Source organism: Ensifer sp. R1-3, assembly GCF_056739175.1.
Window position 1 is genome coordinate 2,985,822 of record NZ_CP096515.1, and the last position, 23,393, is coordinate 3,009,214.

A 23,393-nucleotide genomic window follows, 5' to 3' on the forward strand; every position below is an offset into this window, starting at 1 on the left:
CCCACATGGATGTCGATCTCCTGAAGGGCTCCGACCGCCCTTTCTGGAGCCGCGTATTCCTTGCGCAGGAAACGTGGATAGCACTGGCTATCCTGGTGATCGGCTTGGTCGTGTCGGTCATCTCGGCAAAGTTCGCGACTTCGGGAAACCTCCTCAACATTTTCCAGAATGCCTGCTTCATCGGGATCATGGCGCTCGGCATGACGCCGGTGCTCATCAGCGGCGGTATCGATATCTCCGTCGGATCGATCCTTGGCATGTGCGGAGTGACGCTTGGCATCGTGCTCAATTCGGACATGCCGCTCGCCGTCGGCATCCTCGCGACTCTCGCGATGGGTGTCGCCTGCGGTATGGTCAACGGAATCATCATCTCCTACGTCAAGCTCCCGCCATTCATCGTCACTCTTGCCACCTTGTCCATCGGGCGCAGCCTCGCGCTGGTGCTCACGAACAACGAGGTGTTCTACGAATTCGGACGGGCCACCAACGGTATCATCGCGCTCGGCGGTGGCTACAGTTTCGGACTGCCTAATGTTGTCTATGCTCTCGTCGCGGGCGTGATCATCCTGCATTTCCTGCTGACCATGACGCGGTGGGGCCGCTACCTGTTCGCCATCGGCGGCAACGAGGCTGCGGCGCGACTGGCCGGTATCCCTGTGGACCTCATCAAGGTCTCGGCCTACGCCTTCAACGGCCTGATGGTCGCGATAACGGCCGTGTTCCTGGTCGGCTGGCTTGGCGCCGTCACCAACGCGATCGGAACCGGATACGAGTTGCAGGTCATCGCGTCGACGGTGATCGGCGGAGCGTCGCTGACAGGCGGGTTCGGCACGGCGCTCGGCGCAGCCATCGGCGCGATCCTCGTAGAGGTTATCCGCAACGCCCTGCTCATCGCAGGGGTAAACCCGTTCTGGCAGGGAATGTTCGTGGGAAGTTTCATTCTAGCCGCGGTCCTGCTCGAAAGAATCCGCTCGCTGCGTCGGTGAGCGCAATCCGCGTCAACAAGGAAAAGGGAGGAACTTCAATGCAACCAGTACGCACTCTCACGGCAGCCCTTTCGGTGGCCTGCCTGGCCGCCGGCTTGACTGCGCCCCAGGCCAACGCTGCCGATCGCGAATTCGCCCTCGTCTTCAAGGTGCTCAACAACGCCTTCAGCCCGCCGATCCAGCAGGGGTGCGAGGCCGCCGCGAAGAAGCTGGGCGACGTTACCTGCACCTATCTTGGCCCGACCGAGTATGACGAAGCCAAGCAGGTCCAGCTTGCCCAGGACATGGTCACCCGCGGTGTGGCCGGCCTCGGCGTTTCGGCCGGCAACCCGAAAGCCATGGCTCGCATCATGAAAATGGCCCAGGATAAAGGCATTCCGGTCGTGACTTTCGACACGGACGTACTGCCCGAAGATGCAGGCCTGCGCTCGACCTACATCGGAACCGACAATTATGAGTTCGGCATCGCGTTGGCGCAGAAGGTGCTCGAGAGCAAGAAGGACGGCGGTACCGTCTGCATCCAGTCGGGTGCGCCTGCATCCGAGAACCTGAAAGCCCGCGTCCAAGGCATCCGCGACACTCTTGCCGGCGTCACGAAGGACAAGGGTGCGGAAAAGCTGACAGGCCAGAACGGATGGACCGAGCCGGCAGGTTGCCCTGTCTACAACAATGACGACATCACGCTTGCCGCCCAGCAGGTGCGCGACGTCATGACGAACAACCCAGAGCTGAGCGCTTTCGTTGCGGTGGGCGGCTGGGCCCAGTATGCCCCGCAGGCTTACAAGCAGGCCATGGAGCCGCTCAAGGCACGCCTCGACAGAAAGGACCTGGTTGTGGTGTTCGGCGACAATTTCGGCCCGCAATTGCCGCTGCTGGCCGAAGGACTAAGCCATTACAACATCGGCCAGCGTCCCTATGATATGGGTTACGAAACCATCATGGCGCTGGACAAGCTGACCAAGGGCGAAAAGGTGGAGCCGTTCATCAAGACCGGTACCGAGGTGTGCACCCCCGAGGATGCGCTGACGACCTGCGGCAAGACTGCGAACTAGGCCTTTTCCATTCCCCATCTCGCCCTTGTTTCGGCCGGGATGGGGACTTGTACTCAGCAGACCGCCCGCCGGGCGCAGGCTCTCCATCATTCAAGGGCCGATGGCCTCGACGGACTTTTGCATGGCTTCTCGACGTTTCAGACGACTGCATGTTTCCTTTAATCCTATCCGATTAAAGGACAAAAACATGCAGCAGATCGAAGTGCTACAGCGACCTTTGCGCGTCTGATAAGACGCGCGGCGCTGTAGTGCATGTTTCCTTTAATCCTATCCGATTAAAGGACAAGAACATGCAGCAGATCGAAGTGCTACAGCGACCTTTGCGCGTCTGATAAGACGCGCGGCGCTGTAGGTATGGTGGGTGGCGGTCGGGGCGCCTTCTTGGTGCGGTCCACCGCCGCGCGGCGGCGATGACGCACCGTTTCGAGTTCGTCGCCGGTGCGCTGTCCGACGGGTTGCCGCTCTATGAACAAACCCTTGGGGAACTCTAGAATGCCAGCAAAACAGGAACGCCGCCTTCGAGTGGGTGTGCTCGGTGCCGGGCAGATCGCCCAGGCCGCTCATTTCGAGGCCTGCACGAAGGCTGCCAATGCCGATCTCCATGCTATCTGCGATGTCGCCGATGACCTGCGCGAACGCATGGCGATCACCCACGGTGCGGCGAAGACCTACAACGACTACGACAGGATGCTCGCCGATCCCGATCTCGAAGCCGTGATCATCGCGACCGCCGACGCCTTCCACGTCCCGGCCTCGCTGCGCGCACTCGAAGCCGGCAAGCATGTGCTCTGCGAAAAACCCGTCGGCGTGACGGTCGAGGAATGCATTGATCTCAAGGAGGCCGTCGAAAAGTCCGGCAAGATCTTTCAGGTCGGCCACATGAAGCGCTTTGATGCCGGCCTCCAGGCGGCGAAGGCCTTCATTGCCGACGAGATGGGCGAGATGATCGCCCTCAAGGCTTGGTATTGCGACAGCACGCACCGCTATGCGATGACGGATGCCGTCCAGCCGCTGATCGTCACCAGTGCCAAGGCGAAAAAGCCCTCGGCCAATCCGAAGGCGGATCTGCGCCGCTACTACATGCTAGCCCATGGCTGCCACCTGATCGACACCGCGCGTTACTTCGGCGGCGACATCGTTTCGGTGCAGGCGCGGCTTTCCGAGCGGGCCGGCATCTGGTGCTGGTTCGTCGACGCCGAGTTCGCTTCCGGCACGCTCGGCCACCTCGACCTCACCGTGCAAGTCCGCATGGACTGGCACGAGGGTTTCCAGATTTACGGCGAGAAGGGCAGCGTTCTCGGCAAGACCTATAACCCCTGGTACTACAAGACGAGCGAGGTGGACATTTTCCGCGAGGCCGATGGCGCGACGCATCGGGTGCTCGGTGCCGACGGTCACTTCTATCGCCGCCAGGTCGAAGGTTTTGCACGCACCATCCTCGATGGTGCGCCGATGGAAGGCGCCGGCATCGACGACGGCCTCGCCTCGGTCCGCGCCATGGTCGCCATCGCCCGTTCGGTGGAGAGCGGCAAGGCGGTTGCACTTTCTGATGTCGACGGTGGCGTCTGATGAAGCTCGGGGTCTTCGCCAAGACCTTTGAAGGTACGCAACCGGGTGCGGTGCTCGATGCCGTCGCGGCTGCCGGGTTTGCCGCCGCGCAGTACAACATGGCCTGCTCGGGCCTCGCCTCCATGCCTGAAGCCATCGACGAGGGGCAGGCGTGCGCGGTTGCCGACGCGGCGAAGAAGGCCGGCATCGAAATCGCGGCGGTCTCCGGCACCTACAACATGATCCATCCCGACCAGGCGATGCGCGAGGCCGGCCACCGCCGGTTAGCCGTTCTGGCGGAACGCAGCCACGCGATGTCCACCCGCCTCGTCACGCTTTGCACCGGCACGCGCGATCCACTCGACCAGTGGAGGGAGCACCCCGAAAACGACACGCCGGAAGCCTGGCGCGATCTGCTCCAGGCCATGGAAACGGCGATCGGCATTGCAGACCGCTGCGACGTCGATCTCGGCATCGAGCCGGAGCTTGCCAATGTCGTCAACTCGGCGCAAAAGGCCCGCCGGCTGATCGACGAGATGCGGAGCCCGCGTATAAAAATCGTGCTCGACCCCGCCAATCTCTTTGAAACGACAACGCTTGATGAGCAGCGGACGACCGTGTCCGCGGCAATCGATCTTCTCGCCGACCGCATCGTCATGGCGCATGCGAAGGACCGGAACCCGGACGGCAGCTTTGCGACCGCTGGAAAGGGTGTGCTCGACTACGCACATTATCTCGGTCGCCTGAAGGCCATCGGCTTTACCGGCAGCCTGATCACTCATGGGCTTGTAGCAAGCGAGGCCAAGGACGTTGCCCGCTTCCTCTCCGAAAAGCTTGAGGCGGGGCGATGAGCATCAACTTCGAGACAAGCGACGGCACGCGGCTGAATGTCGACACGGCGGGCGAGGGCATGCCGGTTGTCTTCCTGCACGGACTTTGCGGCGACGCGGGCCAGACCTCCGAAGCGTTTCCCACCGAACCCGGCTACCGCCGCGTCACGATCGAGGCTCGCGGTCATGGCCGATCGCAGTCCGGCGGACTCGACAGGCTTTCGATCGAAACCTTCGCGAATGACGTCGCTGCCTATGTCGAGGCCAATCTGGAAGTGCCTGTCATCATCGGCGGCATTTCCATGGGGGCGGCGATTTCGCTTCGCCTTGCCGTAAAGCGTCCCGATCTCGTCCGCGCGCTTGTCCTCGCCCGGCCCGCCTGGCTGACGGCATCGGCGCCGGAAAATATGATCCCGAATGCCGAAGTCGGCCACCTTTTGACCCATCTGCCGCCGCCAGCGGCAAAGGCCGCTTTCCTGGCAGGTCCCCTCGGGCAGCGTCTTGCGGCGGCCGCGCCGGACAATCTGGCCTCGCTGACCGGCTTTTTCGCGCGGGAACCCATCGAGGTCACCGCCGCGCTCCTCACCGCGGTTTCCAAGGACGGCCCGGGAGTCACGGAGGCCGATCTCGCCCGCATCGCCGTCCCGACGCTCGTCATCGGTCATGAACGCGATCTCGTCCATCCCATCGCCCACGCGCGTGCGCTGGCGGAGAAAATCCCCGCTGCACGCTTCGTCCAGATCACCCCCAAGGCGGAGGACAAGGCGCGATACGTCGCCGATTTCCACCGCGCCCTGCGCACGTTCCTGAAGGATGTTCAGAGATGACCGTCGCGACAAGCGGGCAAGGTTGTCGAGCGCGTCGGTCAGCGCGAGATTTGGGTCGACATGCCGCGTCTGCGGCGCGGGAAGCGTTCTTTCAGCCCAAGGACTTGGTCTGGCGGGATCCCGAACCCCAACAGGCTTACTTCCAGAAAAAGCGTGTAACGGTTTTCCGTTCGGAAGTGCCTCGCTTCAAAGTCGGAGCATTTCGTGATCAGCCGCCGCGGCGCTTGTTGCGCACCTCGTCATAGGGGATGCGGAAGACCTTGTCGTCGAGCGCGATGCCGGTCCGGACGTTGAAGATCATCACCGACGTGTCCTTCTTCTGCGCGTCGGTGATCGTCCACTGCCGCAGATTGTAGCTCTTCGGGTCGAACATCATCGTGATGGTCGAATCTCCGAAGATGGAGCGGTCGCCGAGTACGATGGTGATGAGGTCCGCTTCCACCCTCACGTCGCGTACCATCCTGCTTCTCAAGTCGATCCTTTCGCTGAGCAACAGATTGAGCGGGGTCTTCGAGAGCGGATAGATATCCCAGGTCTTGAGCTTCATATTGCCGATGACGACGGACTTGCCGTCGGCGATGACCCGCATCGGCGAGGGTGCTTCGTAATTGAAGCGGATGCGTCCCGGCCGGCGGATATAGAACTTGCCGCCCGTCTGTTCGCCGCGCGGGCCGAACTGGACGAATTCGCCGGCCATCGTCTTCACGGACGAGAAATGATCGGCGATCCTCTGGGCAACGGCGGACGCCTGAGCCGAAGCGTCGCCCGCGCCGAACGTCGTGGCGCCGAAGCCGGCGAGGGCCGCCAGGCCGCCAACGAAGACGCGCCGCGAGATTGCCCCGTTGCGGCCGTCGGTTTTGGTCTCCATCATCGCAGTCTCCTTCATTCGTGATCATTTGAAGGGCAAGTGGGGCGCCTTCAAGGCGTTGGAAAACCCCGAAAACACGACGCCTTCAAATGACCGTTACCGCCCGCCGCGCGCTGATCACGCCGCTGTGGCGCTGTCTTACCGGCCGGTGATCTCAGCCTCGGTCGGCACCAGTATCTCGCGCTTTCCGGCGTGGTTCGCGGGGCTGATGATGCCTTCCTGCTCCATCCGCTCGATCAGCGAGGCGGCCCTATTATAGCCGATACCGAGGCGCCGCTGCACGTAGGAGGTCGAAGCCTTGCCGTCGCGCAGCACGATCGCCACCGCCTGATCGTACGGGTCCTCGGAATCGGCGAGGTTGGAGGTGCCGGCCGGACCGCCGCCATCATTCTCGTCCTCGTCGTCCTCGGTGATCGCGTCGAGATATTGCGGCACGCCTTGCGTCTTCAGATAGGCAACGACCTCTTCGACCTCGGTGTCAGAGACGAAGGGTCCGTGCACGCGCTGGATACGGCCACCGCCGGCCATGTAGAGCATGTCGCCCATGCCCAGGAGCTGTTCGGCTCCCTGTTCGCCGAGGATGGTGCGGCTGTCGATCTTGGAGGTCACCTGGAAGGAGATGCGCGTCGGGAAGTTCGCCTTGATCGTACCGGTGATGACGTCGACCGAGGGACGCTGCGTCGCCATGATGACGTGGATGCCGGCGGCGCGCGCCATCTGGGCGAGCCGCTGGACGGCGCCTTCGATATCCTTGCCGGCGACCATCATCAGGTCGGCCATCTCATCGATGATGACGACGATATAGGGCATCGGCGAAAGGTCGAATTCCTCCGTCTCGTAGACGGCCTCGCCGGTCTGGCGGTCGAAGCCGGTCTGGACGGTGCGCGTGATCGCCTCGCCCTTGGCCAGCGCCTGCTCGACGCGGCTGTTGAAGCCGTCGATGTTGCGCACGCCGATCTTCGACATCTTCTTGTAGCGCTCTTCCATCTCGCGCACGGTCCATTTCAGCGCCACGACCGCCTTCTTGGGGTCGGTCACGACCGGCGAGAGAAGGTGCGGGATGCCGTCATAGACGGAAAGCTCGAGCATCTTCGGATCGATCATGATGAGGCGGCACTGATCGGGTCTCAGCCGGTAGAGCAGCGACAGGATCATGGTGTTGATCGCCACCGACTTGCCCGAGCCGGTGGTGCCGGCGACGAGCAGATGCGGCATCTTGGCCAGATCGGCAACGACGGATTCGCCGCCGATCGTCTTGCCGAGCGCCATGGCGAGCTTCGTCTTGGTCGTCTCGAAGTCGCGGGAGCCGATCAGTTCGCGCAGATAGACCATCTCGCGCCGCTGGTTCGGCAGCTCGATGCCGATGGCGTTGCGGCCGGGTACGACGGCGACACGTGCGGCGATCGCGCTCATGGAACGGGCGATGTCGTCGGCGAGACCGATGACCCGCGACGATTTGATCCCGGGCGCCGGTTCCAGCTCATAGAGGGTGACGACGGGGCCGGGACGGACATGGATGATCTCGCCCTTGACGCCGAAATCCTCGAGAACGCCTTCGAGCATGCGGGCGTTCTGCTCGAGCGCATCGGCAGAAAGCGAGGCATCGCGCGCGACATTCTTCGGCTCGGCAAGGAAGTGGATCGGCGGAAGCGTGAAATCGCCGTCTTCATCGACGAACGAGCGCTGCGCCTCGCGTTCGACGCGCTGCCCGGCTTTCGGCCGCGGCGGCGGCGGGGCCACGCGCGAACCCGCCATTGCCAGAGCCGGCTTCGGCGGTGCAGGCCGCGGAGCCCAGTCTGCGGCGACGTCGTCTTCGTCGTCGTCCGGCAGGATGCCGGCAGGCCGTCGCTCGTCGATATCGAAGGGCGGGTCGTCTTCGTCGCCCATGATCGGCGGCGGTGTGACGATGCGGCGCTCGGAACGATCGAGCGAGGGCTCGATACGACCGGCCTGCGCCTTCGGCCGGACCGGCTCGTTCAATGTGCCGAATTCGTCGTTGTTGAAGTCGTAGGGCTCGTCATACTGACGCTTCGCCGGCTTTGCTCCCATGCCGAAGGCGCGGCGCAGCCTCGCCTGCGCCGTGTAGCGCATATGGGCGAGCGACCCCATCAGCACAGTAAGAGGGCCTTCTTCGTCTTCCTCTTCGAGTTCGTCGCGTATGGTGCGCGCCTTGCTGGGTGCGGGCTCCGGCGCCGGTTCCGCCTCTTCATCCTCGCTGACGCCGATGAGGCCGGCGCTGTAGACGAGGCACCAGGCGGCTGGTGCGGTGAAGAGGCAGGCGAGGACGGTCGCAAAGGTGCCCGTCGGGAAGGTTCCGGTGAAGAGCGCCGGAAAACGCAGGATCATGTCGCCGAAGACGCCTCCGAGGCCGTTCGGCAACGGCCAGGTGATCGGCGCCGGAACGCAGCTCAAGGCCGCGCTCGCCAGTACCGAGCCGGCGAACCACAGGCCGAGCCGCTTGAGCACCTTGTCGAAATGCGTGCCCCGGATGAGAACGAGAGCCCAGGCGACGGCCGGGAGCAGCGCCACGACGCTCGCAAGGCCGAAGAACTGCATGAAGATATCCGCGAAGACGGCGCCGCCATAGCCGAGCAGGTTGGTCGGCTCGTTCGAAGTTGCATAGGAAAAGCTCGGATCCGCGACGTTCCATGTCGAAAGGGCAGCAATGGCGAGTGCCAGCGCACCGACGAGTACGAACCCCGCCAGCGAGGCGATCTGCCGCCAGACGAAGTGGGTCAGCACGAACCGGTTGGAACGGCTGTCAAGCGTTGCGGTATTGCTTCTGCTCATGTTGCCTGCTTTGCCCGTTTCGATCCGCCGGAACGAGAGCGCGCGAGAAGGCCGCCCATGAATATTCCAGCCCTTTTGGTGAGGAGCAGCCTTCTCACCCTTAATCCGGGCGAAAAGCGGGATGCTCCGGGCACATTGCGTGCCCATGGAATCAACCTAAGCGAAGTAGGGTTAATGTGACATTAACCATCCGCGTGTGCCGGAAAAATTGCGGCTGGGATGCGTATGCAGCGCAAAAAAAGCCCGGATCGCGAGATCCGGGCCAAGGGCGATCCGCAGGATGCGGACCGCGACGGGACTGTTGGCGGCGTCGTTTGACGACGCTGCTCAGCTCGCGTGATAGGCGGCTTCGCCATGCGAGGAGAGGTCGAGCCCTTCCCGCTCCGCTTCCATCGATACGCGAAGGCCGACAAGCGCATCGACCACCTTGTAGAGGATGGCGGAAACGACACCGCACCAGACGATCGTGATGGCGACGGCGGTGATCTGGGTCATCAGCTGGCTTCCCATGGTCACGCCGTCGGCATAGCCGATGCCGCCGAGCGAGGAGGAGGCGAAGACGCCGGTCGCGATCGCGCCGAAGAAGCCGCCGACGCCGTGCACGCCGAAGACGTCTGCCGTGTCGTCATAGTGGAACTTGTTCTTGATCACCGATACGAAGAAGTAGCAGAGCGGCGAGACGATCAGGCCCATGATGATCGCGCCCATCGGACCGGCGATACCGGCCGCCGGCGTGACGGCGACGAGCCCGGCGATCATGCCCGAAGCGGCGCCGAGCATCGACGCCTTGCCGCGCGTCAGCGTCTCGACGAGCGACCACGAAAGGACTGCGGCAGCCGTTGCGAGGAAGGTGTTGACGGTGGCGAGAACCGCACCGCCGGAGGCTTCGAGATTGGAGCCGGCATTGAAGCCGAACCATCCGAACCACAGCATGGCAGCGCCGACGAGCGTCAGGGTCATGGAATGCGGGGCCATCATGTCCCGGCCGTAGCCGGTGCGCTTGCCGACCATGAATGCACCGACGAGGCCGGCCACGCCGGCATTGATGTGGACCACGGTGCCGCCGGCGAAATCGAGCGCGCCCATGCCGAAGAGCAGGCCGTTTGCGTCCCAGACCATGTGCGCGATCGGGAAATAGACGAATGTCGCCCAGAGGATGGCGAAGAGGATCGCGGCCGAGAACTTGATGCGCTCGGCAAAGGCGCCGACGATGAGCGCCGGGGTGATCGCGGCGAAGGTCATCTGGAACAGCATGAACAGATATTCCGGAATGACGACGCCATCGGAGAAGGTCGCCGCGGTGCTGTCGACGGTCACGCCCGCGAGGAAGAGCTTGGCGAAGCCGCCGAAATAGGCGCTCGTCGAGCCGCCGAAGGCGAAGGAATAACCGTAGACGACCCAGACGATCATCATGGCGGCGCCGATCACCGTGCACTGCATCAGCACCGACAGCATGTTCTTGGCGCGCACGAGGCCGCCGTAGAATAGGGCGAGGCCCGGGATCAGCATGAACAGGACGAGAAGCGTCGAAAGGAACATGAAGGTGGTATCGGCCTTGTCCGGCACCGGTGTTGCGGCCGCGGCGGGCGCGGCTTCCTGGGCAAATGCAACGACCGGCGCGAGCATCGCGGCAGCGGTCGCTCCCACGCGTCGAAGAGAGTTGGAAAGGGTGAATGACGACATCGAAAATAGCTCCCTGAACGGCGTGGTTTACAACGCTTCTGAGTCGGTCTCGCCGGTGCGGATGCGCACGGCATGGTCAATCGAGTAGACGAAGATCTTGCCGTCGCCGATCTGGCCGGTCTTGGCGGCCGAAGCGATGGCTTCGACGGCCCTGTCGACGATCTCCGTCGCGACCGCGATCTCGACCTTCAGCTTAGGCAGAAAGCTCACGGCATATTCGGTGCCGCGGTAAATCTCGGTGTGCCCCTTTTGGCGGCCGTAGCCCTTCACTTCGGTCACGGTCAAACCCTGGATGCCAACGGCAGTGAGGGCTTCGCGAACCTCATCGAGCTTGAACGGCTTGATAATGGCCATCACAATTTTCATCGAGTTCCCATCCTTGTCTGCCTCCAGCGGAGGCCGTCTCTCCTTGCTGCTTGAGCGCCTGACGCGCTGGCAACCGGACAGCTACATTCAAGGGGCGTGCCAGATTCGATGAGGCAGAACAAACCACTGAAAACTAATGGAAAAAACACGTCCGGCGAGGGGGCTGCCGCGGAACGCTAAAAATACGCCAGTCGGAATGATTAAAATATAAGCAGAATCCGAAAAATGGCAAAAATTTACGCAATTGCCTTTTTGCGGATCAATCCTTCCTGCGCGACGGAGGCGATCAGAACGCCCGAGCGGTCGAAAAGGCTGCCGCGGGTCATTCCGCGGGCACCGTGCGCGCTGGGGCTGTCCTGGGTATAGAGCAGCCAATCGTCCATTTTCGAGGGCCGGTGGAACCACATGGCGTGGTCGAGGCTGGCGACCTGGAGGCTGCGGTCGAAGACCGATGTGCCGTGTGCGTAAAGAGACGTGTCGAGGAGCGTCATGTCGGAGAGATAGGCGAGGACGGCGGCCTGGAGATGGCGCTCGTCCGGCACCGTCCCGACCGCTTTCACCCATACGTCCTGCTTCGGGGATGCCTTCGCGCGCGAGAAATAGTGTTCGAGCGAGACGGGCCGGATTTCGATCGGCCGCGGCCGTTCCCAATAGCGGCGGATCGCCTCCGGTGCGTGGACGAGAAACTTCTCCTTGAGTTCCTGCTCTCCCGGCAGCGTCTCCGGCATCGGCACGTCCGGCATGTCGAACTGGTGCTCGAAGCCATCCTCGTCGTACTGGAAGGAGGCAGACATGGCGAAGATGGCCTTGCCGTGCTGGATCGCCACCACGCGCCGCGTCGCGAAGCTCGAGCCGTCGCGGATCCGGTCGACCTCGTAGATGATCGGAACGGAAGGGTCGCCCGGACGCATGAAATAGGCGTGCAGCGAGTGAACGTAGCGGCCCCCGTCGACCGTGCGCTGGGCGGCGACCAGCGCCTGGCCGATCACCTGGCCGCCGAAGACCCGCTGCCAGCCGACCTGCGGGCTCAAGCCCCGGAAGAGGTTTTCCTCGAGCTTCTCGAGGTCGAGTATCGCAAGGAGCGCATCCATGGGCGTGGCGGTCTCGGTAGGGCGCGACATTTCGGCGGTCTCCGATGGTAGGAACGGCGTTGGCATTGATCTATATAGGCACGAGATGATGCTTCAAGTGCGACGGGAGACGAGGCGGATGATCGACGTTCTGATTGCCGGGGGCGGCTATGTCGGCCTCTCGCTTGCCGTATCGCTGAAAAAGGCGGCCCCCCATCTCGGTGTCATGGTCGTCGATGCCGCGCCGGAAGGCGTGTGGACGAAGGACGAACGGGCATCGGCCGTCGCCGCCGCTGCCGAGCGGATGCTCGACGTCCTCGGCGTCTGGCAGGCGATCGCGCCCGAGGCCGAGCCGATCCTCAGAATGGTGATCACCGATTCGAAGACGGCCGATCCGGTCCGACCGGTCTTCCTTACATTCGAGGGCGGGGGCGAGGATAATGGCGGCGACGGCCGCCCCTTCGCCCATATGGTGCCGAATACGGCGCTCGTCGGTGCGCTGCGCCGCGCCTGCGACGAACTCGGCGTTTCGATCCGGCAGTCGACCGTGGTGGAGAGCTTCAAGAGCGGAGATCATTCCGTCGCCGTCACTCTGGCGGGCGGCGAGACAATCGAGGCGCGGCTGCTGGTCGCCTGCGACGGCGTTCGTTCGAGGCTGCGCGAGGCGGCGGGCATCAAGGTCGTCGAGTTCGATTACGGCCAGTCGGGCATCGTCACCACCGTCGAGCACGAGCGTCCGCATGGCGGGACGGCGGAGGAGCATTTCCTGCCTGCCGGTCCCTTCGCGACGCTGCCGCTCAAGAACAACCGTTCCTCGCTCGTCTGGACCGAGAGCACCTATGATGCCGAGCGTCTGGTCAAGGAGGACGATTTCATCTTCGAGGAGGAACTGGAGCGCCGTTTCGGCCATAAGCTCGGCCGTCTCAAGGTGGTCGGCGGCCGGCGTGCCTTCCCGCTCGGCCTCACGCTTGCCCGCGACTTCGTCGCACCGCGTTTCGCGCTCGCCGGGGATGCCGCGCACGGCATCCACCCGATTTCCGGCCAGGGACTCAATCTCGGCTTCAAGGATGTCGCGGCCCTCGCCGAAACGATCGTCGAGGCGGACCGCCTCGGCCTCGATATCGGCTCGCTCGCGGTTCTGGAGCGCTACCAGACGTGGCGGCGCTTCGATACCTTCCGGATGGGCGTTACGACGGACGTCCTCAACCGGCTCTTCTCCAACGACATCATGCCCGTGCGGGTCGTGCGCGACCTCGGCCTCGGCCTCGTCGATCGCCTGCCGTCGCTCAAGAAGTTCTTCATCCGCCAGGCGGCGGGCACTCCCGGCAGAACCGATCCGCGGCTGCTCGCCGGGGAGCCGATTTGAACGCAACCGTTTGTGCCTCTGTCCGCCCCTCATCCGTCTGCCGGCACCTTCTCCCCGCGCAGGCGGGGAGAAGGGACAAGCGGCGCCGACTGAACCCCGCATTCACCGCCCGCCCGAGGGAGCGAGCGGGCGCGGCATATCCCTTCTCCCCGCCTGCGGCAGGGCTGTCCGGGGAAAATTCATGCATAGCGGAAGACCATTTGGTTTGGGATGGTCCGGGGTTTTGGTCGGCTTGGATTGACCTGCGGCGGCTTGTGGATTTCGGCGATGCTTTTGCGCTGGAACAGGCACTGGGTGACGAGGTCGGTGAAGCGCAGGATCGGTAGAGGGACGCGGGCGAGGCGGGCGGCGATGCGCAACAGTGCATAGGCGATCATCGCCGCGAAAATCTGCAGGCGGATGGCGTTGTCGTTGTTGCCGAGGAACTTGCGGATCTTGAGGTGCTGTTTGATCCAGCGGAACAGAAGCTCGATCTGCCAGCGATCCTTATAGAGCTGGCCGATCTCGACGGCGGAGCGCTCGAGGTCGTTGGTCAGAAGCGTGATCGTATCGCCGTCCTGGCGCTTGACGATTACCCGGCGCAAGCCGATCGGCAGCTTGGAATCGCCCTTGCTGGCGAGGCTGACCTGGCTGTCTTCGAGGACCAGGAAGCCATCGCCTTGAGGTTGCTCAACGGGGCGTTCAGCGACCAAAGCCAGTCCCATGTTGGTCTTCGGCCGGGTGACGAAACTGGCGCCGGCTTCGGCGATCGCCGTCCACCAGCCGTAATGGCAGTAGCCCTTGTCGAAGACATAGGTTGCGCCCTTTTCGATGGTGATCGTGCGGCCGATCTGGGCGTCGTTGACGTTGGCGTCGGTGATGTCGAGGATGCCTGGACAATCGGCCTTGGGATCATAGACGACATGCAGCTTCATGCCGCGGATGCGGCCGTTCGACTTGGCCCAATCGTACAGCTTACCCAGCGGGATCGGGGTCGAATCGATCAGCCGCAGCATCTTGGTGCCCTCCCGGCGCGTCTGCCGGTCGAGCTGACCGGCCAGAAGCGCGAAGGTCTCGGCGAAGACGGCGACCGGGCGGCGGCGGTTGGCGTCCGACAGCGTCGAGCGCATCAGCCGGCCACTGCCGAGATGGTAATGATGCTGACTGTTGGCGTTGAAGCTCGCCTCCAACCCGCGCAGGCTGGTCGTGGCGCTCAACTGGGCATAGATCAGTGCCACCAGATGATCCCAGCTGGTAAAGCACTTGTCGTAGGCATCCCCGGCATGACGATCCACAATCGCCTGAAAGCTGCGGCGATCAATCGCTTTCAGCAGCTGGGCGAAAATGCTAGGGGTGAACCGCATGCTCCGTCTCCTTTTCTGAGTCTCGACAACCAGAAAATAGACGGAAAAACGCCGTCTGACGGGGCATGCGCCTGCGACATTTCGATTCACCCGGAACTTTCCCCGGACAGCCCTGCGCCTGCGGGGAGAAGGTGGCGGCAGGCGGTTGAGGGGCAATCCCGACCGAGCGGGGTTGAGGCGGTTGGGTTCCCGAGGGATCCCTTTCATGAGCAGTATCCGCCGCACCGGCGCGACAAGCGGCAAACGCATCAATTCCCTCTCGCCGCTTGCGGGAAGAGGGTTAGTCCTCGGGTTGAACCCGAGGAGAAGGGCAAATCCCCGCGTGGGGGTTAACCCGAGAAGAGGGGCAAACCAGAAGCTCAGGCAGCCTGGCCGCACCGAAACGTCGACCCTCAATCCTCGATCTTGCGCGCCTCGGAGACCAGCATGATCGGCACGCCGTCGCGGATCGGATAGGCGAGGCGGGCCTTTTCGGACACCAGTTCGTTGGCTTCCGGATCGTAGCTGAGGCGGCCCTTGGTCAGAGGGCAGACGAGCAGTTCCAGGAGTTTCGGATCGACCTTGCTGGCGTTGATGTCCATCGCTCTTTTCATTGAAGAATATTGTCGAGGTCGCCGAAGTTGCGGGCGAGCACGATCTCGGTGATGGCGATCAGCGTTTCGGCCCGCGTCTTGAGGTCGGGAGCCTCCAGCAACGCCTGTTTCTCCGCCGGTCCATAGGGCGACATCATTGCCATGGAGTTGACGAGGGTACGATTGCTGGCGCGTTCCACGCTTTCCCAGTCGGCCTCGAGCTTGTTGGCGTCGAGATAGGCCCGGAAGGCTGCGAGGAGCGCCTCCCGGTCGACGAGGCTCTCATCGTCCGGATTTTCGAGATCGCTCCCGAACGGGCCGATGCGGAAACGGCGATAGCCGCGGCAGCCGGCCACCTCCGCGAAAAGCCGGAAGCGGCACACGCCGGTGAGAGAGGTGATGTAACGGCCGTCGCCGGTCTCGGCGAAAGAGGTGATCCGGCCGATGCAGCCCACCTGGCAAAGCGCCGGCACCGACGAGGCGTCGATGTCGTTGCGGCCTTCCGCAAAAGAGGGCTGAACGATGCCGATCAGCCGGTTGCCGGCGAGTGCATCGTCGAACATGGCGAGATAGCGCGGCTCGAAGATGTTGAGCGGGAGCTGTGCGCCGGGAAGCAGGAGCGCGCCCGTCAAGGGAAACACCGGAAGAATCTCCGGTAAGTCCTTCGGACCGAGATAGCGCGCATTTCCGACATGCATTCCGACAGATCCTGCAGATAGCGGCCGCGCCTTATCGAGGCGCGGTGCCGTAGGACCAAAAAATGGTGCGGCCCTTCGAAATCTCAAGGGAGAAGTACACCGGAATCGATCGGGCGGGGCTGAAAAATTCGACGCGAAGGCCGCTTACGAAAAGAGAATCGACGACAGCTTGCGCCGCGCGGCGATCGTTGCCGGGTCCTTCGGGCCCCATACCTCGAAGAACGACAGCAGTTCGCGCCGGGCGCCGTCGTCCTCGAAGCTGCGGTCGCGCTTCATGATCGTCAGGAGATGTTCGGCGGCGGCGGTGCGGTCGCCCTCGACATTGCGGAGCTTGGCGAGCTTGAGCCGTGCCGCGTGGTCATCCGGATCGAGCGCGAGTTGGCGCTCCAGCGCGGCCGGGTCGCCGAGCTTGCGGGCCTCCTCGATCTGGTCGAGCTTTTTCGAGACGGCGGCGACGGCCGCTTCCCCGGCAAGCGCTTCCGGCAGACCGGAAAGCGCCTGGCGCGCCTCGGCGACCTGCCCGAGCGCAATCATGCATTCGATCATGCCGGCGACAGCCGCGGCGTTTTCCGGGTCGGCCTGGAGAACGGCACCGTAGAGACCGGCGGCGTTCTGCGCGTCGCCTGCATCGATCAGCGCCTTGGCATCGGCAAGCACGCTCTCGATCTCGGCCTTGCCATCGTCTGCGGCCGGACCGGCGATCCGATCGATGAACTCCTTGATCTGGCTCTCGGGCACGGCGCCCATGAAGCCATCGACCGGACGCCCGTCGATAAAGGCGATCACCGCGGGAATGGACTGAATGCCGAGCTGGCCGGCGATCGATGGATGGTCATCGATGTTCATCTTGACGAGCTTCACCCGGCCGGCGGCTTCTCTCACCACCTTCTCGATGACGGGCGTCAGTTGTTTGCAGGGCCCGCACCAGGGCGCCCAGAAATCGACGAGCACCGGCTGCTGGCGCGATGCCTCGAGCACGTCGCGGGTAAAGGCGGCGGTTGTCGTCTCCCTGATCAGGTCGTCCGGGATCAGGTCGTTCGGGCCGCTCGCGGTGCTTGCCGGCTGTCCGCCGAACGAGGCCGAGCCCGTCATCTGTGTGCCGAAGGAACCTTGATAGGGATTGTCGCTACCGCTCATTCTTCTCTCCTCGCGGACTTGGGCGTCCGGCTTCATGCATTCGCGCCAAAGATCGTATGTCAGGCCGTCACTTTCAAGACAAGCGGCTCGTGCCCGGTTGCCTCCATGAAGCGCAGCATGTCCTTCGACGCGATCGAGGTCGTCTGGTCGTTCGAGAGCGGATGGCAGTTGATCGTCTCGAACGCCATCAGCGTCTCGTCGAGAATGATCTTCACCTTGCCCTCGGTGTCGTTGATCGCGCCGAAGGCGGTGACGGCGCCCGGTATCACGCCCAGATATTCCATCAGCTTGTCCGGCTTGCCGAAGGAGACCTTGCTTGCCGCGCCGATGGTCTGATGAACGGTCTTCAGGTCCACCGTCGCGTGTTCCTCGACGGTCAGAAGGAAATAATTGTCCTTTTTGTCCTTCAGGAACAGGTTTTTTGTATGTCCGCCGGGGATTTCATCGCGCAGCGCCACCGATTCGGCGACCGTGAAGACCGGCGCGTGCCGCTTCGTCCTGTGTTCGATCCCGAGTTCGTCGAGAAAACGGAAGAGATCTTCCGCAGTCTTCGGCTCAGCCTTGTTCATGGTCATCCTTTCCGCAGTCGCGATCTTCTCTCGGCCTGCTTTAAGGAGGAGCGAGACGTTCCGCAATCTCATGCGCGGCGCAGCGCAACCGGAAACGCGGCATTCCCGGCCTTGGAATGCACTCGCTAAAAAATTCTTGGCGTTCGCGTCATTTCCCTGTTGCATTTGAAAAGGGCTTGGGCCATATAGCGCCCGTCGCCGCAACACGGGGCGACACCCCTGGTCCATCGACTACCCCCGGGCCTGGGTCTTATGAGCGGGTGTAGCTCAGGGGTAGAGCACAACCTTGCCAAGGTTGGGGTCGGGCGTTCGAATCGCCTCACCCGCTCCAAATTCCTCGGACAATTCAGCAGGTTGATGAGCCCTTCGGGCGCTTTCCGTTTGGCACGGCCGTGCCGCGTAGCGGCGTTTGTCTATGCTTTTCGCGCGCCGGAGCGCGCTTTGCCGGCCGCCCTCAGAGCTGTGAGCATGTAGACCGGTGCAACTGGCCCCAAAGCTGAAGCAATATTGCGAGCTCCCTTCTCGCCACCGGTTTGCCGCATAGCCTTTGCGGACATACATCCGCAAAGGCTGCCAATAGCTCTCGACTATCCCACGACGGCCGGGTTCGCGCAGCATGCCATGAAGCCGTCGGTGATGACGTCCTTGGGAAGGTTGCGGCCGATGAAGACGAGGCGCGAGACGCGCTCTTCGCCCTCCTTCCAGGGGCGCTGGTGGTCGCCTTCCACCAGCATGTGGACGCCTTGGACGACATAGCGGTCGGTGTCGCCGGCAAAGGCGATGATGCCCTTCATCCGCAGCATGTCCGTGCCGAAGGCCCGGGCGGTCGTCTGGAGCCAGCGGAAGAATTTTTCCGGGTCTACGGGTCGGCGTTCGACCAGTGAAAAACTGGCGACATGGTCGTCATGCTCGTGATCGTGGTCCGCTTCGAGAAAGTCGGGCTCGACCTCGAGAATGCGGTCGAGATCGAAGGCATTGCGATCGAGCAGGCTGGCGATCTCGAGATTGCAGCGCTGCGTCTTGAGGATGCCGGCCGTCGGATTGATGCGGCGGATGCGATCCTCCACGGCCTGCAGGCCTTCGGGCGATACGAGATCGGTCTTGTTGAGGATGATCGTGTCGGCGAAGGCCAATTGCTCCTGCGCTTCATGTGCGCGGTCGATCTCGCCGAGAAGGTGCTTGGCATCGACAACGGTAATGATGGAGTCGAGCCGTGTCTTGGAGCGGACATCCTCGTCGACGAAGAAGGTCTGGGCGACCGGCGCGGGGTCGGCGAGGCCCGTCGTCTCTATCAGGATGCCGTCGAACCGTTCGCGCCTGCGCATCAGCGCCTCGATGATGCGGATCAGGTCCCCGCGCACCGTGCAGCAGATGCAGCCATTGTTCATTTCGAACACCTCCTCGTCGGCATCGACGATGAGATCGTTATCGATGCCGACCTCGCCGAACTCGTTGACGATGACCGCGAATTTCTTGCCATGCGGCTCGGAGAGGATGCGGTTGAGAAGCGTGGTCTTTCCTGCTCCGAGATAGCCGGTAAGGACGGTGACGGGGGTGGGGGCAAGCTGATCGGGCATTGGCGAGAACCTCACTGTCGCATGGACGGCCGGAGGCTATGTTCCGGCTTCATGGATACGTTATTACATTTCACTTTATAAACGTAATAACGTAACATAGCCGGGGTTTGTCAAGTCCGATCCAGGCGCTGAAACGCTGAGATTCTCTTTCTTTCCTCGCCCGCAGCCGAATTCGTCACCGGTATCGCGCTGCCGGTGGAAGGCGGCGTCGATTAGCGGCGGTGAAACTGAAAGTGCTCTAACGGCCTCTAACTGCCTCAGCTCTTGGTGAAAACGTAATCCGTTTCCTGCCGGAGCGTTTCGCCCGGTCTCAGCACCGCCTTCGGGAAACCTTCGTGGTTCACCGCATCGGGCCAGATCTGCGTTTCGAGGCAGAAGCCGGCGAAGGGGCCGTAACGGCGGCCTTCGAGGCCGGGGACCGGTACGTCGAGCTTTTCTCCGGTATAGAGCTGCACGCCGGGCTCCGTCGTCAGCACTTCCAGCGACACACCGGAATTGATGCTGCGTACGAGCGCCACGGAGCGCTTCTGCACGCGCTCCGGCGAGAGGCAGAAATTGTGGTCATAGGCGATTCCGCCGCCGTCCAGCTGCCTTCCAAGCGAGGTCATTTCGCGCAGATCGAAGGCGGTACCGGCGACGGGGCGGATCTCGCCCGTCGGAATCTGCCGCTCGTCGGTGGGCAGGTAGTGGTCTGCCGCAATCATGATGTCGTGGCCGAATGCGTCCGAGCCGCCGTCGAGGTTGAAATAGCTGTGCTGGCAGACATTGGCGAGGGTCGGCGCGTCGGTCTCAGTTTCGTAGACGACGTTGAGCGTGCCGCCCGGTTTCAGCGTATAGGTGCAGGTGATCGTGCAATTGCCCGGGTAGCCGGCACGGCCGTCCGGATCGGTGATCTCGAGCGTTACGCTGTCTTCGGCCTGCCTGCGGATCGACCAGTTGCGCTTCGCGATATTGTCGCTGCCGCCGTGGAGATGCGTGGCGCCGTTCTCGTTGAGCTCGAGTTGATAGGCCTTGCCTTCGAGCGCGAAGCGGCCGGCGCCGATACGGTTGGCGTTGCGGCCGGGGGTGGCGCCGAAATAGGAGGAATGGGCCGGATAGCTTTCGAAATCCTCGAAGCCGAGCACGAGCGGGGCTGCATGTCCTTCGAGCCGCAAATCCTGTATGACCGAGCCCCAGGTGATCACCGACGCCGTCAGCCCGCCGCCCTTAAGCGTCAGGCGCTGTACGGGCTCGCCGGAGGGCAGGTGGCCGAAGATTTCCGTGTCTGTTCCCATGCATCTCCCCATTTCCGCGAGTCGGCGTCAACCTGCTGCATTTCCGCCGAGGCGGCAACCGGAAAGTCATACTTTTTGCTTCAGCGCTCTCCGGTTCCGATCTTCGCCAGCTCGTAGGGCGTCGTCTGGTAGATCTCGTTGATCCAGTTGCCGAAGAAGAGATGTGCATGGCTGCGCCAGCGGTTCTGCGGCGGAAGTGCGGAGTCATTGTGGGGGAAATAGTCGTGCGGCAGCTTGATCGGCACGCCGGCATCGACGTCGCGGAAATATTCCTCCGACAGGGACGTCGAATCATATTCGACGTGATTGAACATGTAGAGCCGGTTGCCTTTCTTCTCGTGTACGAGGCAGACGCCCACTTCCTTGGATTCCATCAGGGTTTCGAGATCCGGCACCCGGTCGATATCGGCGCGGCGCACCTCGGTCCAGCGCGAAACGGGAACGGCGAAATCGTCGGAAAAGCCGTTTAGATAGACCGAAGAGGGCTGCAAGTTCTGATGGCGGTAGACGCCGAAGGCCTTTTCCTTCAACGGATATTTCGGAACCCCGTGGAAATGGTAGATCGCAGCCATCCCGCCCCAGCAGACGTTCAGCGTCGAATGGACGTTGGTCGTCGTCCAGTCGAAGATGCGCTGCAACTCCTTCCAGTAGGTGACCTCTTCGTATTCGAGCGTCTCGATCGGCGCGCCGGTGATGATGAAGCCGTCGAACTTGCGGGCCTCCACCTCCTCGAAGGTCTCGTAAAAGGCGAGTAGATGCTCTTCGGGCGTGTTCTTCGGCCGGTGGCCGTTGACGCGGACCAGCGTCAATTCGACCTGAAGCGGCGTGGCGCCGATCAGCCGCGCCATCTGGATCTCGGTCTTGATCTTGTTGGGCATGAGGTTCAAAAGCCCGATCTGCAGCGGCCGGATGTCCTGGCGGATCGCCTCGGTCTCGGTCATCAGCCGCACACCCTCGTGAACGAGAGTTTCGAAGGCGGGCAGCGTATCGGGTATCTTGATGGGCATGGGCGTCCACTCGATCGAATACAAAAAAACCGGCGGCGAAACGATCGCGACCGGTCCTCGGAAATCCATTGTTCCCTCGGCCCTTTAGCGACTTCTTTAACGTGGCTGCAAGCCGGCCGGCCAAATCACCACGGATCATTTGATAGCGCGAGGAGGACCGCGCGGTCAATGAAAAAGGATTCGACGGTGTCGAGGCGGCCCTCATCCCGCTGCCGCGACCTTCTCCCCGCAAGCGGGGCGAAGGGATGGGCGGCACTCTTCCAGTCCCCGCGCCCCGCTTGCGGGAGATTGGGTCATGGTGAGGGGGCAGCCCTTGTCCGTCGTTCTGCCTTATCCCCGAAACGCCGTGACCTCGATCTCGATCAGCATTTCCGGGCGGATGAGGTCGCAGACGATCATCGTTGCGGCCGGGCGGATCTCGCCGAAGGTCTCGCCGAAGATCGGGAAGACGCGGTCGGCAAAGCTCGCATCGGTGACGTAGTAGTGGTTGCGCACGACGTCCGACAGCGAGAAGCCGGCTTTCTTCAGGGCGCCTTCGATCGTCTTCAGGCAGTTGCGCGCCTGCTCCTCCACCGTTTCCGGCATGGTCATGGTCGCATAGTCGTAGCCGGTCGTGCCGGAGACGAAGCACCAGTCGCCTTTCGCGACGGCACGCGAATAGCCTGCCGTCTTTTCGAAGGGCGAACCGGACGAAATGAGCTTGCGGGTCATCCGGCAGCTCAGGCCCAGGGGCGGGAAGCGGCGGTCGCCTTCTCGTAATTGTCGATGGAACCGCCCTTTTCGAGCGTGAGGCCGATATCGTCGAGGCCGTTCAGCAGGCAGTGGCGCTTGAAGGCATCGACCTCGAACTTGATCGAGCCGCCGTCCGGACCGGTGATCTCCTGCGCTTCGAGATCGACCGTGAGAATGGCATTGGAGCCGCGGCTGGCGTCATCCATCAGCTTGTCGAGGTCTTCCTGGCTGACGACGATGGGCAGGATGCCGTTCTTGAAACAGTTGTTGTAGAAGATGTCGGCGAACGAGGTCGAAATGACGCAGCGGATGCCGAAATCGAGAAGCGCCCAGGGCGCATGCTCGCGCGAGGAGCCGCAGCCGAAATTGTCGCCTGCGACGAGAATCTTGGCGTTCTGGTAGGCAGGCTTGTTGAGGACGAAGTCCGGATTGGGGGTGCCGTCCTCGTTGTAGCGCGCCTCGGCGAAAAGCCCCGTGCCGAGGCCGGTGCGCTTGATCGTCTTCAGGTAATCCTTCGGAATGATCATGTCCGTGTCGATGTTGACGACGGGCAGGGGAGCGGCAACGCCGGTGAGCTTGACGAACTTGTCCATGACTTGGCCTTCGATTTCAGCGGAAATGTTCGAGAAGCGTTTAGATCAGTTTTGCGCCGAAATGAAGGGGAATCTGCTTTCATGGAGCGGGAGGCGGGCGGAAAACCGCTTCACAACTTGCCTCATCCCGCTTCCGGCAATCCCATTCTAAAGATCGATGATCGTCCCGCGCCCGTCGTTCCATACCCGCATCTCGCGCGGAGTGCTTCCCGGATTGGCGCGTGCGCGCGCACGAGCCTGCACGGGCCGTCCGTTGAGCTTGGCGGCGATCGCGCTGCCGACGGCAATGATGGCGGCGATCCCGGCGAGCGCCAAGGCCAGCGAGGCGGTGAACACGAAGGCCACGAGCGTGATGGTGATGGCGGCGGCCGTGAAGAGAACAGAGCGGATGCTTTGCATGATTGTCACCTTTCTGTTCGGCATGTGGGTGCTGGCCACGCCGCTTGCAAGAGGGTCCGCTCGTCTCGGCTTGCGCAAAGGTTGAAAGGCAGGCACAACGAACGGC

General features: G+C 62.8%; 22 protein-coding genes, 1 tRNA gene and 1 riboswitch. Of the genes, 7 read left to right on the forward strand and 16 right to left on the reverse strand.

What is annotated here, in order from left to right; genetic code table 11:
* Positions 1-5 precede the first annotated feature (5 nt).
* The 5 genes from M1D43_RS14240 to M1D43_RS14260 all read left to right on the forward strand — a co-directional run bounded on the left by M1D43_RS14240 (position 6) and on the right by M1D43_RS14260 (position 5,243).
* Positions 6-986 (forward strand): ABC transporter permease, encoded by a 981-nt coding sequence (locus M1D43_RS14240; RefSeq protein ID WP_028010544.1) that lies wholly within the window; start codon positions 6-8, stop codon positions 984-986.
* A 38-nt stretch (positions 987-1,024) separates the two neighbouring features.
* Positions 1,025-2,038 carry a sugar-binding protein gene (locus tag M1D43_RS14245; protein ID WP_153315078.1) on the forward strand — a complete coding sequence of 338 codons (1,014 nt, stop codon included), beginning with the start codon at positions 1,025-1,027 and terminating at the stop codon, positions 2,036-2,038.
* Between the two features lie 492 nt (positions 2,039-2,530).
* Positions 2,531-3,607, forward strand: coding sequence for a Gfo/Idh/MocA family protein (locus M1D43_RS14250; RefSeq protein WP_153315076.1), 1,077 nt, complete (start codon positions 2,531-2,533; stop codon positions 3,605-3,607).
* The gene (locus M1D43_RS14255; protein ID WP_153315074.1) at positions 3,607-4,437 is read left to right on the forward strand and encodes a sugar phosphate isomerase/epimerase family protein; all 831 of its coding nucleotides are present in this window, start codon (positions 3,607-3,609) and stop codon (positions 4,435-4,437) included. Before M1D43_RS14250 ends, M1D43_RS14255 begins: the two co-directional genes overlap by 1 nt.
* The gene (locus M1D43_RS14260) at positions 4,434-5,243 is read left to right on the forward strand and encodes an alpha/beta fold hydrolase (RefSeq protein ID WP_153315072.1); all 810 of its coding nucleotides are present in this window, start codon (positions 4,434-4,436) and stop codon (positions 5,241-5,243) included. The genes M1D43_RS14255 and M1D43_RS14260 overlap by 4 nt, the downstream gene beginning before the upstream one ends.
* Before the next feature lie 208 nt (positions 5,244-5,451).
* Here the strand turns inward: M1D43_RS14260 and M1D43_RS14265 are convergent, their stop codons facing one another.
* The 5 genes from M1D43_RS14265 to tesB all read right to left on the reverse strand — a co-directional run bounded on the left by M1D43_RS14265 (position 5,452) and on the right by tesB (position 12,071).
* Positions 5,452-6,114, reverse strand: a complete 663-nt coding sequence (locus M1D43_RS14265; RefSeq protein ID WP_003529654.1) for an outer membrane lipoprotein carrier protein LolA — start codon at positions 6,112-6,114, stop codon at positions 5,452-5,454.
* Between the two features lie 135 nt (positions 6,115-6,249).
* The gene (locus M1D43_RS14270; protein ID WP_003529653.1) at positions 6,250-8,901 is read right to left on the reverse strand and encodes an FtsK/SpoIIIE family DNA translocase; all 2,652 of its coding nucleotides are present in this window, start codon (positions 8,899-8,901) and stop codon (positions 6,250-6,252) included.
* Between the two features lie 327 nt (positions 8,902-9,228).
* Positions 9,229-10,584: an ammonium transporter gene (locus M1D43_RS14275; protein WP_127597017.1), complete on the reverse strand. Its 1,356-nt coding sequence runs from the start codon at positions 10,582-10,584 to the stop codon at positions 9,229-9,231.
* A gap of 27 nt (positions 10,585-10,611) precedes the next feature.
* Positions 10,612-10,950, reverse strand: a complete 339-nt coding sequence (locus tag M1D43_RS14280; RefSeq protein ID WP_003529649.1) for a P-II family nitrogen regulator — start codon at positions 10,948-10,950, stop codon at positions 10,612-10,614.
* Between the two features lie 236 nt (positions 10,951-11,186).
* Positions 11,187-12,071: an acyl-CoA thioesterase II gene (tesB, locus tag M1D43_RS14285; RefSeq protein ID WP_003529647.1), complete on the reverse strand. Its 885-nt coding sequence runs from the start codon at positions 12,069-12,071 to the stop codon at positions 11,187-11,189.
* Positions 12,072-12,159: 88 nt separating this feature from the next.
* On the opposite strand from tesB, the gene M1D43_RS14290 reads away from it, so the two are divergent.
* Positions 12,160-13,386 carry a ubiquinone biosynthesis hydroxylase gene (locus tag M1D43_RS14290; protein WP_234889502.1) on the forward strand — a complete coding sequence of 409 codons (1,227 nt, stop codon included), beginning with the start codon at positions 12,160-12,162 and terminating at the stop codon, positions 13,384-13,386.
* Positions 13,387-13,565: 179 nt separating this feature from the next.
* Here the strand turns inward: M1D43_RS14290 and M1D43_RS14295 are convergent, their stop codons facing one another.
* From M1D43_RS14295 to M1D43_RS14315, 5 genes are all read right to left on the reverse strand, one after another.
* The gene (locus M1D43_RS14295; RefSeq protein WP_003537933.1) at positions 13,566-14,729 is read right to left on the reverse strand and encodes an IS4-like element ISRm16 family transposase; all 1,164 of its coding nucleotides are present in this window, start codon (positions 14,727-14,729) and stop codon (positions 13,566-13,568) included.
* A 392-nt stretch (positions 14,730-15,121) separates the two neighbouring features.
* Positions 15,122-15,310 carry a Trm112 family protein gene (locus M1D43_RS14300; protein ID WP_003537577.1) on the reverse strand — a complete coding sequence of 63 codons (189 nt, stop codon included), beginning with the start codon at positions 15,308-15,310 and terminating at the stop codon, positions 15,122-15,124.
* A gap of 8 nt (positions 15,311-15,318) precedes the next feature.
* On the reverse strand, positions 15,319-15,999 hold the full coding sequence (locus M1D43_RS14305) for an LON peptidase substrate-binding domain-containing protein (protein WP_003537574.1): 681 nt from the start codon (positions 15,997-15,999) through the stop codon (positions 15,319-15,321).
* A 144-nt stretch (positions 16,000-16,143) separates the two neighbouring features.
* Complete coding sequence (gene trxA / locus M1D43_RS14310) at positions 16,144-17,136, reverse strand: thioredoxin (RefSeq protein ID WP_153313652.1); 993 nt, start codon at positions 17,134-17,136, stop codon at positions 16,144-16,146.
* 59 nt (positions 17,137-17,195) lie between these two features.
* A complete protein-coding gene (locus M1D43_RS14315; protein WP_033049458.1) occupies positions 17,196-17,705 on the reverse strand; it encodes a prolyl-tRNA synthetase associated domain-containing protein in 510 nt (169 codons plus the stop codon).
* 256 nt (positions 17,706-17,961) lie between these two features.
* Here M1D43_RS14315 and M1D43_RS14320 point away from each other — a divergent pair.
* Positions 17,962-18,036: transfer RNA gene (locus M1D43_RS14320), tRNA-Gly, on the forward strand.
* A gap of 256 nt (positions 18,037-18,292) precedes the next feature.
* Here the strand turns inward: M1D43_RS14320 and M1D43_RS14325 are convergent.
* The 6 genes from M1D43_RS14325 to M1D43_RS14350 all read right to left on the reverse strand — a co-directional run bounded on the left by M1D43_RS14325 (position 18,293) and on the right by M1D43_RS14350 (position 23,287).
* Positions 18,293-19,282 carry a CobW family GTP-binding protein gene (locus M1D43_RS14325; RefSeq protein ID WP_003537568.1) on the reverse strand — a complete coding sequence of 330 codons (990 nt, stop codon included), beginning with the start codon at positions 19,280-19,282 and terminating at the stop codon, positions 18,293-18,295.
* 257 nt (positions 19,283-19,539) lie between these two features.
* Positions 19,540-20,556: an aldose epimerase family protein gene (locus M1D43_RS14330; RefSeq protein WP_153313651.1), complete on the reverse strand. Its 1,017-nt coding sequence runs from the start codon at positions 20,554-20,556 to the stop codon at positions 19,540-19,542.
* Between the two features lie 80 nt (positions 20,557-20,636).
* The gene (metA, locus tag M1D43_RS14335; RefSeq protein ID WP_107608530.1) at positions 20,637-21,632 is read right to left on the reverse strand and encodes a homoserine O-acetyltransferase MetA; all 996 of its coding nucleotides are present in this window, start codon (positions 21,630-21,632) and stop codon (positions 20,637-20,639) included.
* Positions 21,628-21,705, reverse strand: a riboswitch (SAM riboswitch). (Overlaps the previous gene by 5 nt.)
* A 188-nt stretch (positions 21,706-21,893) precedes the next feature.
* Complete coding sequence (locus M1D43_RS14340) at positions 21,894-22,274, reverse strand: RidA family protein (RefSeq protein ID WP_153313650.1); 381 nt, start codon at positions 22,272-22,274, stop codon at positions 21,894-21,896.
* 8 nt (positions 22,275-22,282) lie between these two features.
* Positions 22,283-22,888 (reverse strand): 3-isopropylmalate dehydratase small subunit, encoded by a 606-nt coding sequence (leuD, locus tag M1D43_RS14345; RefSeq protein ID WP_003531292.1) that lies wholly within the window; start codon positions 22,886-22,888, stop codon positions 22,283-22,285.
* A 147-nt stretch (positions 22,889-23,035) separates the two neighbouring features.
* The gene (locus tag M1D43_RS14350; RefSeq protein ID WP_027992471.1) at positions 23,036-23,287 is read right to left on the reverse strand and encodes a hypothetical protein; all 252 of its coding nucleotides are present in this window, start codon (positions 23,285-23,287) and stop codon (positions 23,036-23,038) included.
* Positions 23,288-23,393: the final 106 nt, after the last annotated feature.

Coding starts and splice junctions, on each gene's coding strand:
- M1D43_RS14240 (WP_028010544.1), top strand. CDS start 6: ATGGATGTCGATCTCCTGAAGGGCTCCGACCGCCCTTTCTGGAGCCGC.
- M1D43_RS14245 (WP_153315078.1), top strand. CDS start 1,025: ATGCAACCAGTACGCACTCTCACGGCAGCCCTTTCGGTGGCCTGCCTG.
- M1D43_RS14250 (WP_153315076.1), top strand. CDS start 2,531: ATGCCAGCAAAACAGGAACGCCGCCTTCGAGTGGGTGTGCTCGGTGCC.
- M1D43_RS14255 (WP_153315074.1), top strand. CDS start 3,607: ATGAAGCTCGGGGTCTTCGCCAAGACCTTTGAAGGTACGCAACCGGGT.
- M1D43_RS14260 (WP_153315072.1), top strand. CDS start 4,434: ATGAGCATCAACTTCGAGACAAGCGACGGCACGCGGCTGAATGTCGAC.
- M1D43_RS14265 (WP_003529654.1), bottom strand. CDS start 6,114: ATGATGGAGACCAAAACCGACGGCCGCAACGGGGCAATCTCGCGGCGC.
- M1D43_RS14270 (WP_003529653.1), bottom strand. CDS start 8,901: ATGAGCAGAAGCAATACCGCAACGCTTGACAGCCGTTCCAACCGGTTC.
- M1D43_RS14275 (WP_127597017.1), bottom strand. CDS start 10,584: ATGTCGTCATTCACCCTTTCCAACTCTCTTCGACGCGTGGGAGCGACC.
- M1D43_RS14280 (WP_003529649.1), bottom strand. CDS start 10,950: ATGAAAATTGTGATGGCCATTATCAAGCCGTTCAAGCTCGATGAGGTT.
- tesB (WP_003529647.1), bottom strand. CDS start 12,071: ATGTCGCGCCCTACCGAGACCGCCACGCCCATGGATGCGCTCCTTGCG.
- M1D43_RS14290 (WP_234889502.1), top strand. CDS start 12,160: ATGATCGACGTTCTGATTGCCGGGGGCGGCTATGTCGGCCTCTCGCTT.
- M1D43_RS14295 (WP_003537933.1), bottom strand. CDS start 14,729: ATGCGGTTCACCCCTAGCATTTTCGCCCAGCTGCTGAAAGCGATTGAT.
- M1D43_RS14300 (WP_003537577.1), bottom strand. CDS start 15,310: ATGGACATCAACGCCAGCAAGGTCGATCCGAAACTCCTGGAACTGCTC.
- M1D43_RS14305 (WP_003537574.1), bottom strand. CDS start 15,999: ATGCATGTCGGAAATGCGCGCTATCTCGGTCCGAAGGACTTACCGGAG.
- trxA (WP_153313652.1), bottom strand. CDS start 17,136: ATGAGCGGTAGCGACAATCCCTATCAAGGTTCCTTCGGCACACAGATG.
- M1D43_RS14315 (WP_033049458.1), bottom strand. CDS start 17,705: ATGAACAAGGCTGAGCCGAAGACTGCGGAAGATCTCTTCCGTTTTCTC.
- M1D43_RS14325 (WP_003537568.1), bottom strand. CDS start 19,282: ATGCCCGATCAGCTTGCCCCCACCCCCGTCACCGTCCTTACCGGCTAT.
- M1D43_RS14330 (WP_153313651.1), bottom strand. CDS start 20,556: ATGGGAACAGACACGGAAATCTTCGGCCACCTGCCCTCCGGCGAGCCC.
- metA (WP_107608530.1), bottom strand. CDS start 21,632: ATGGATTTCCGAGGACCGGTCGCGATCGTTTCGCCGCCGGTTTTTTTG.
- M1D43_RS14340 (WP_153313650.1), bottom strand. CDS start 22,274: ATGACCCGCAAGCTCATTTCGTCCGGTTCGCCCTTCGAAAAGACGGCA.
- leuD (WP_003531292.1), bottom strand. CDS start 22,888: ATGGACAAGTTCGTCAAGCTCACCGGCGTTGCCGCTCCCCTGCCCGTC.
- M1D43_RS14350 (WP_027992471.1), bottom strand. CDS start 23,287: ATGCAAAGCATCCGCTCTGTTCTCTTCACGGCCGCCGCCATCACCATC.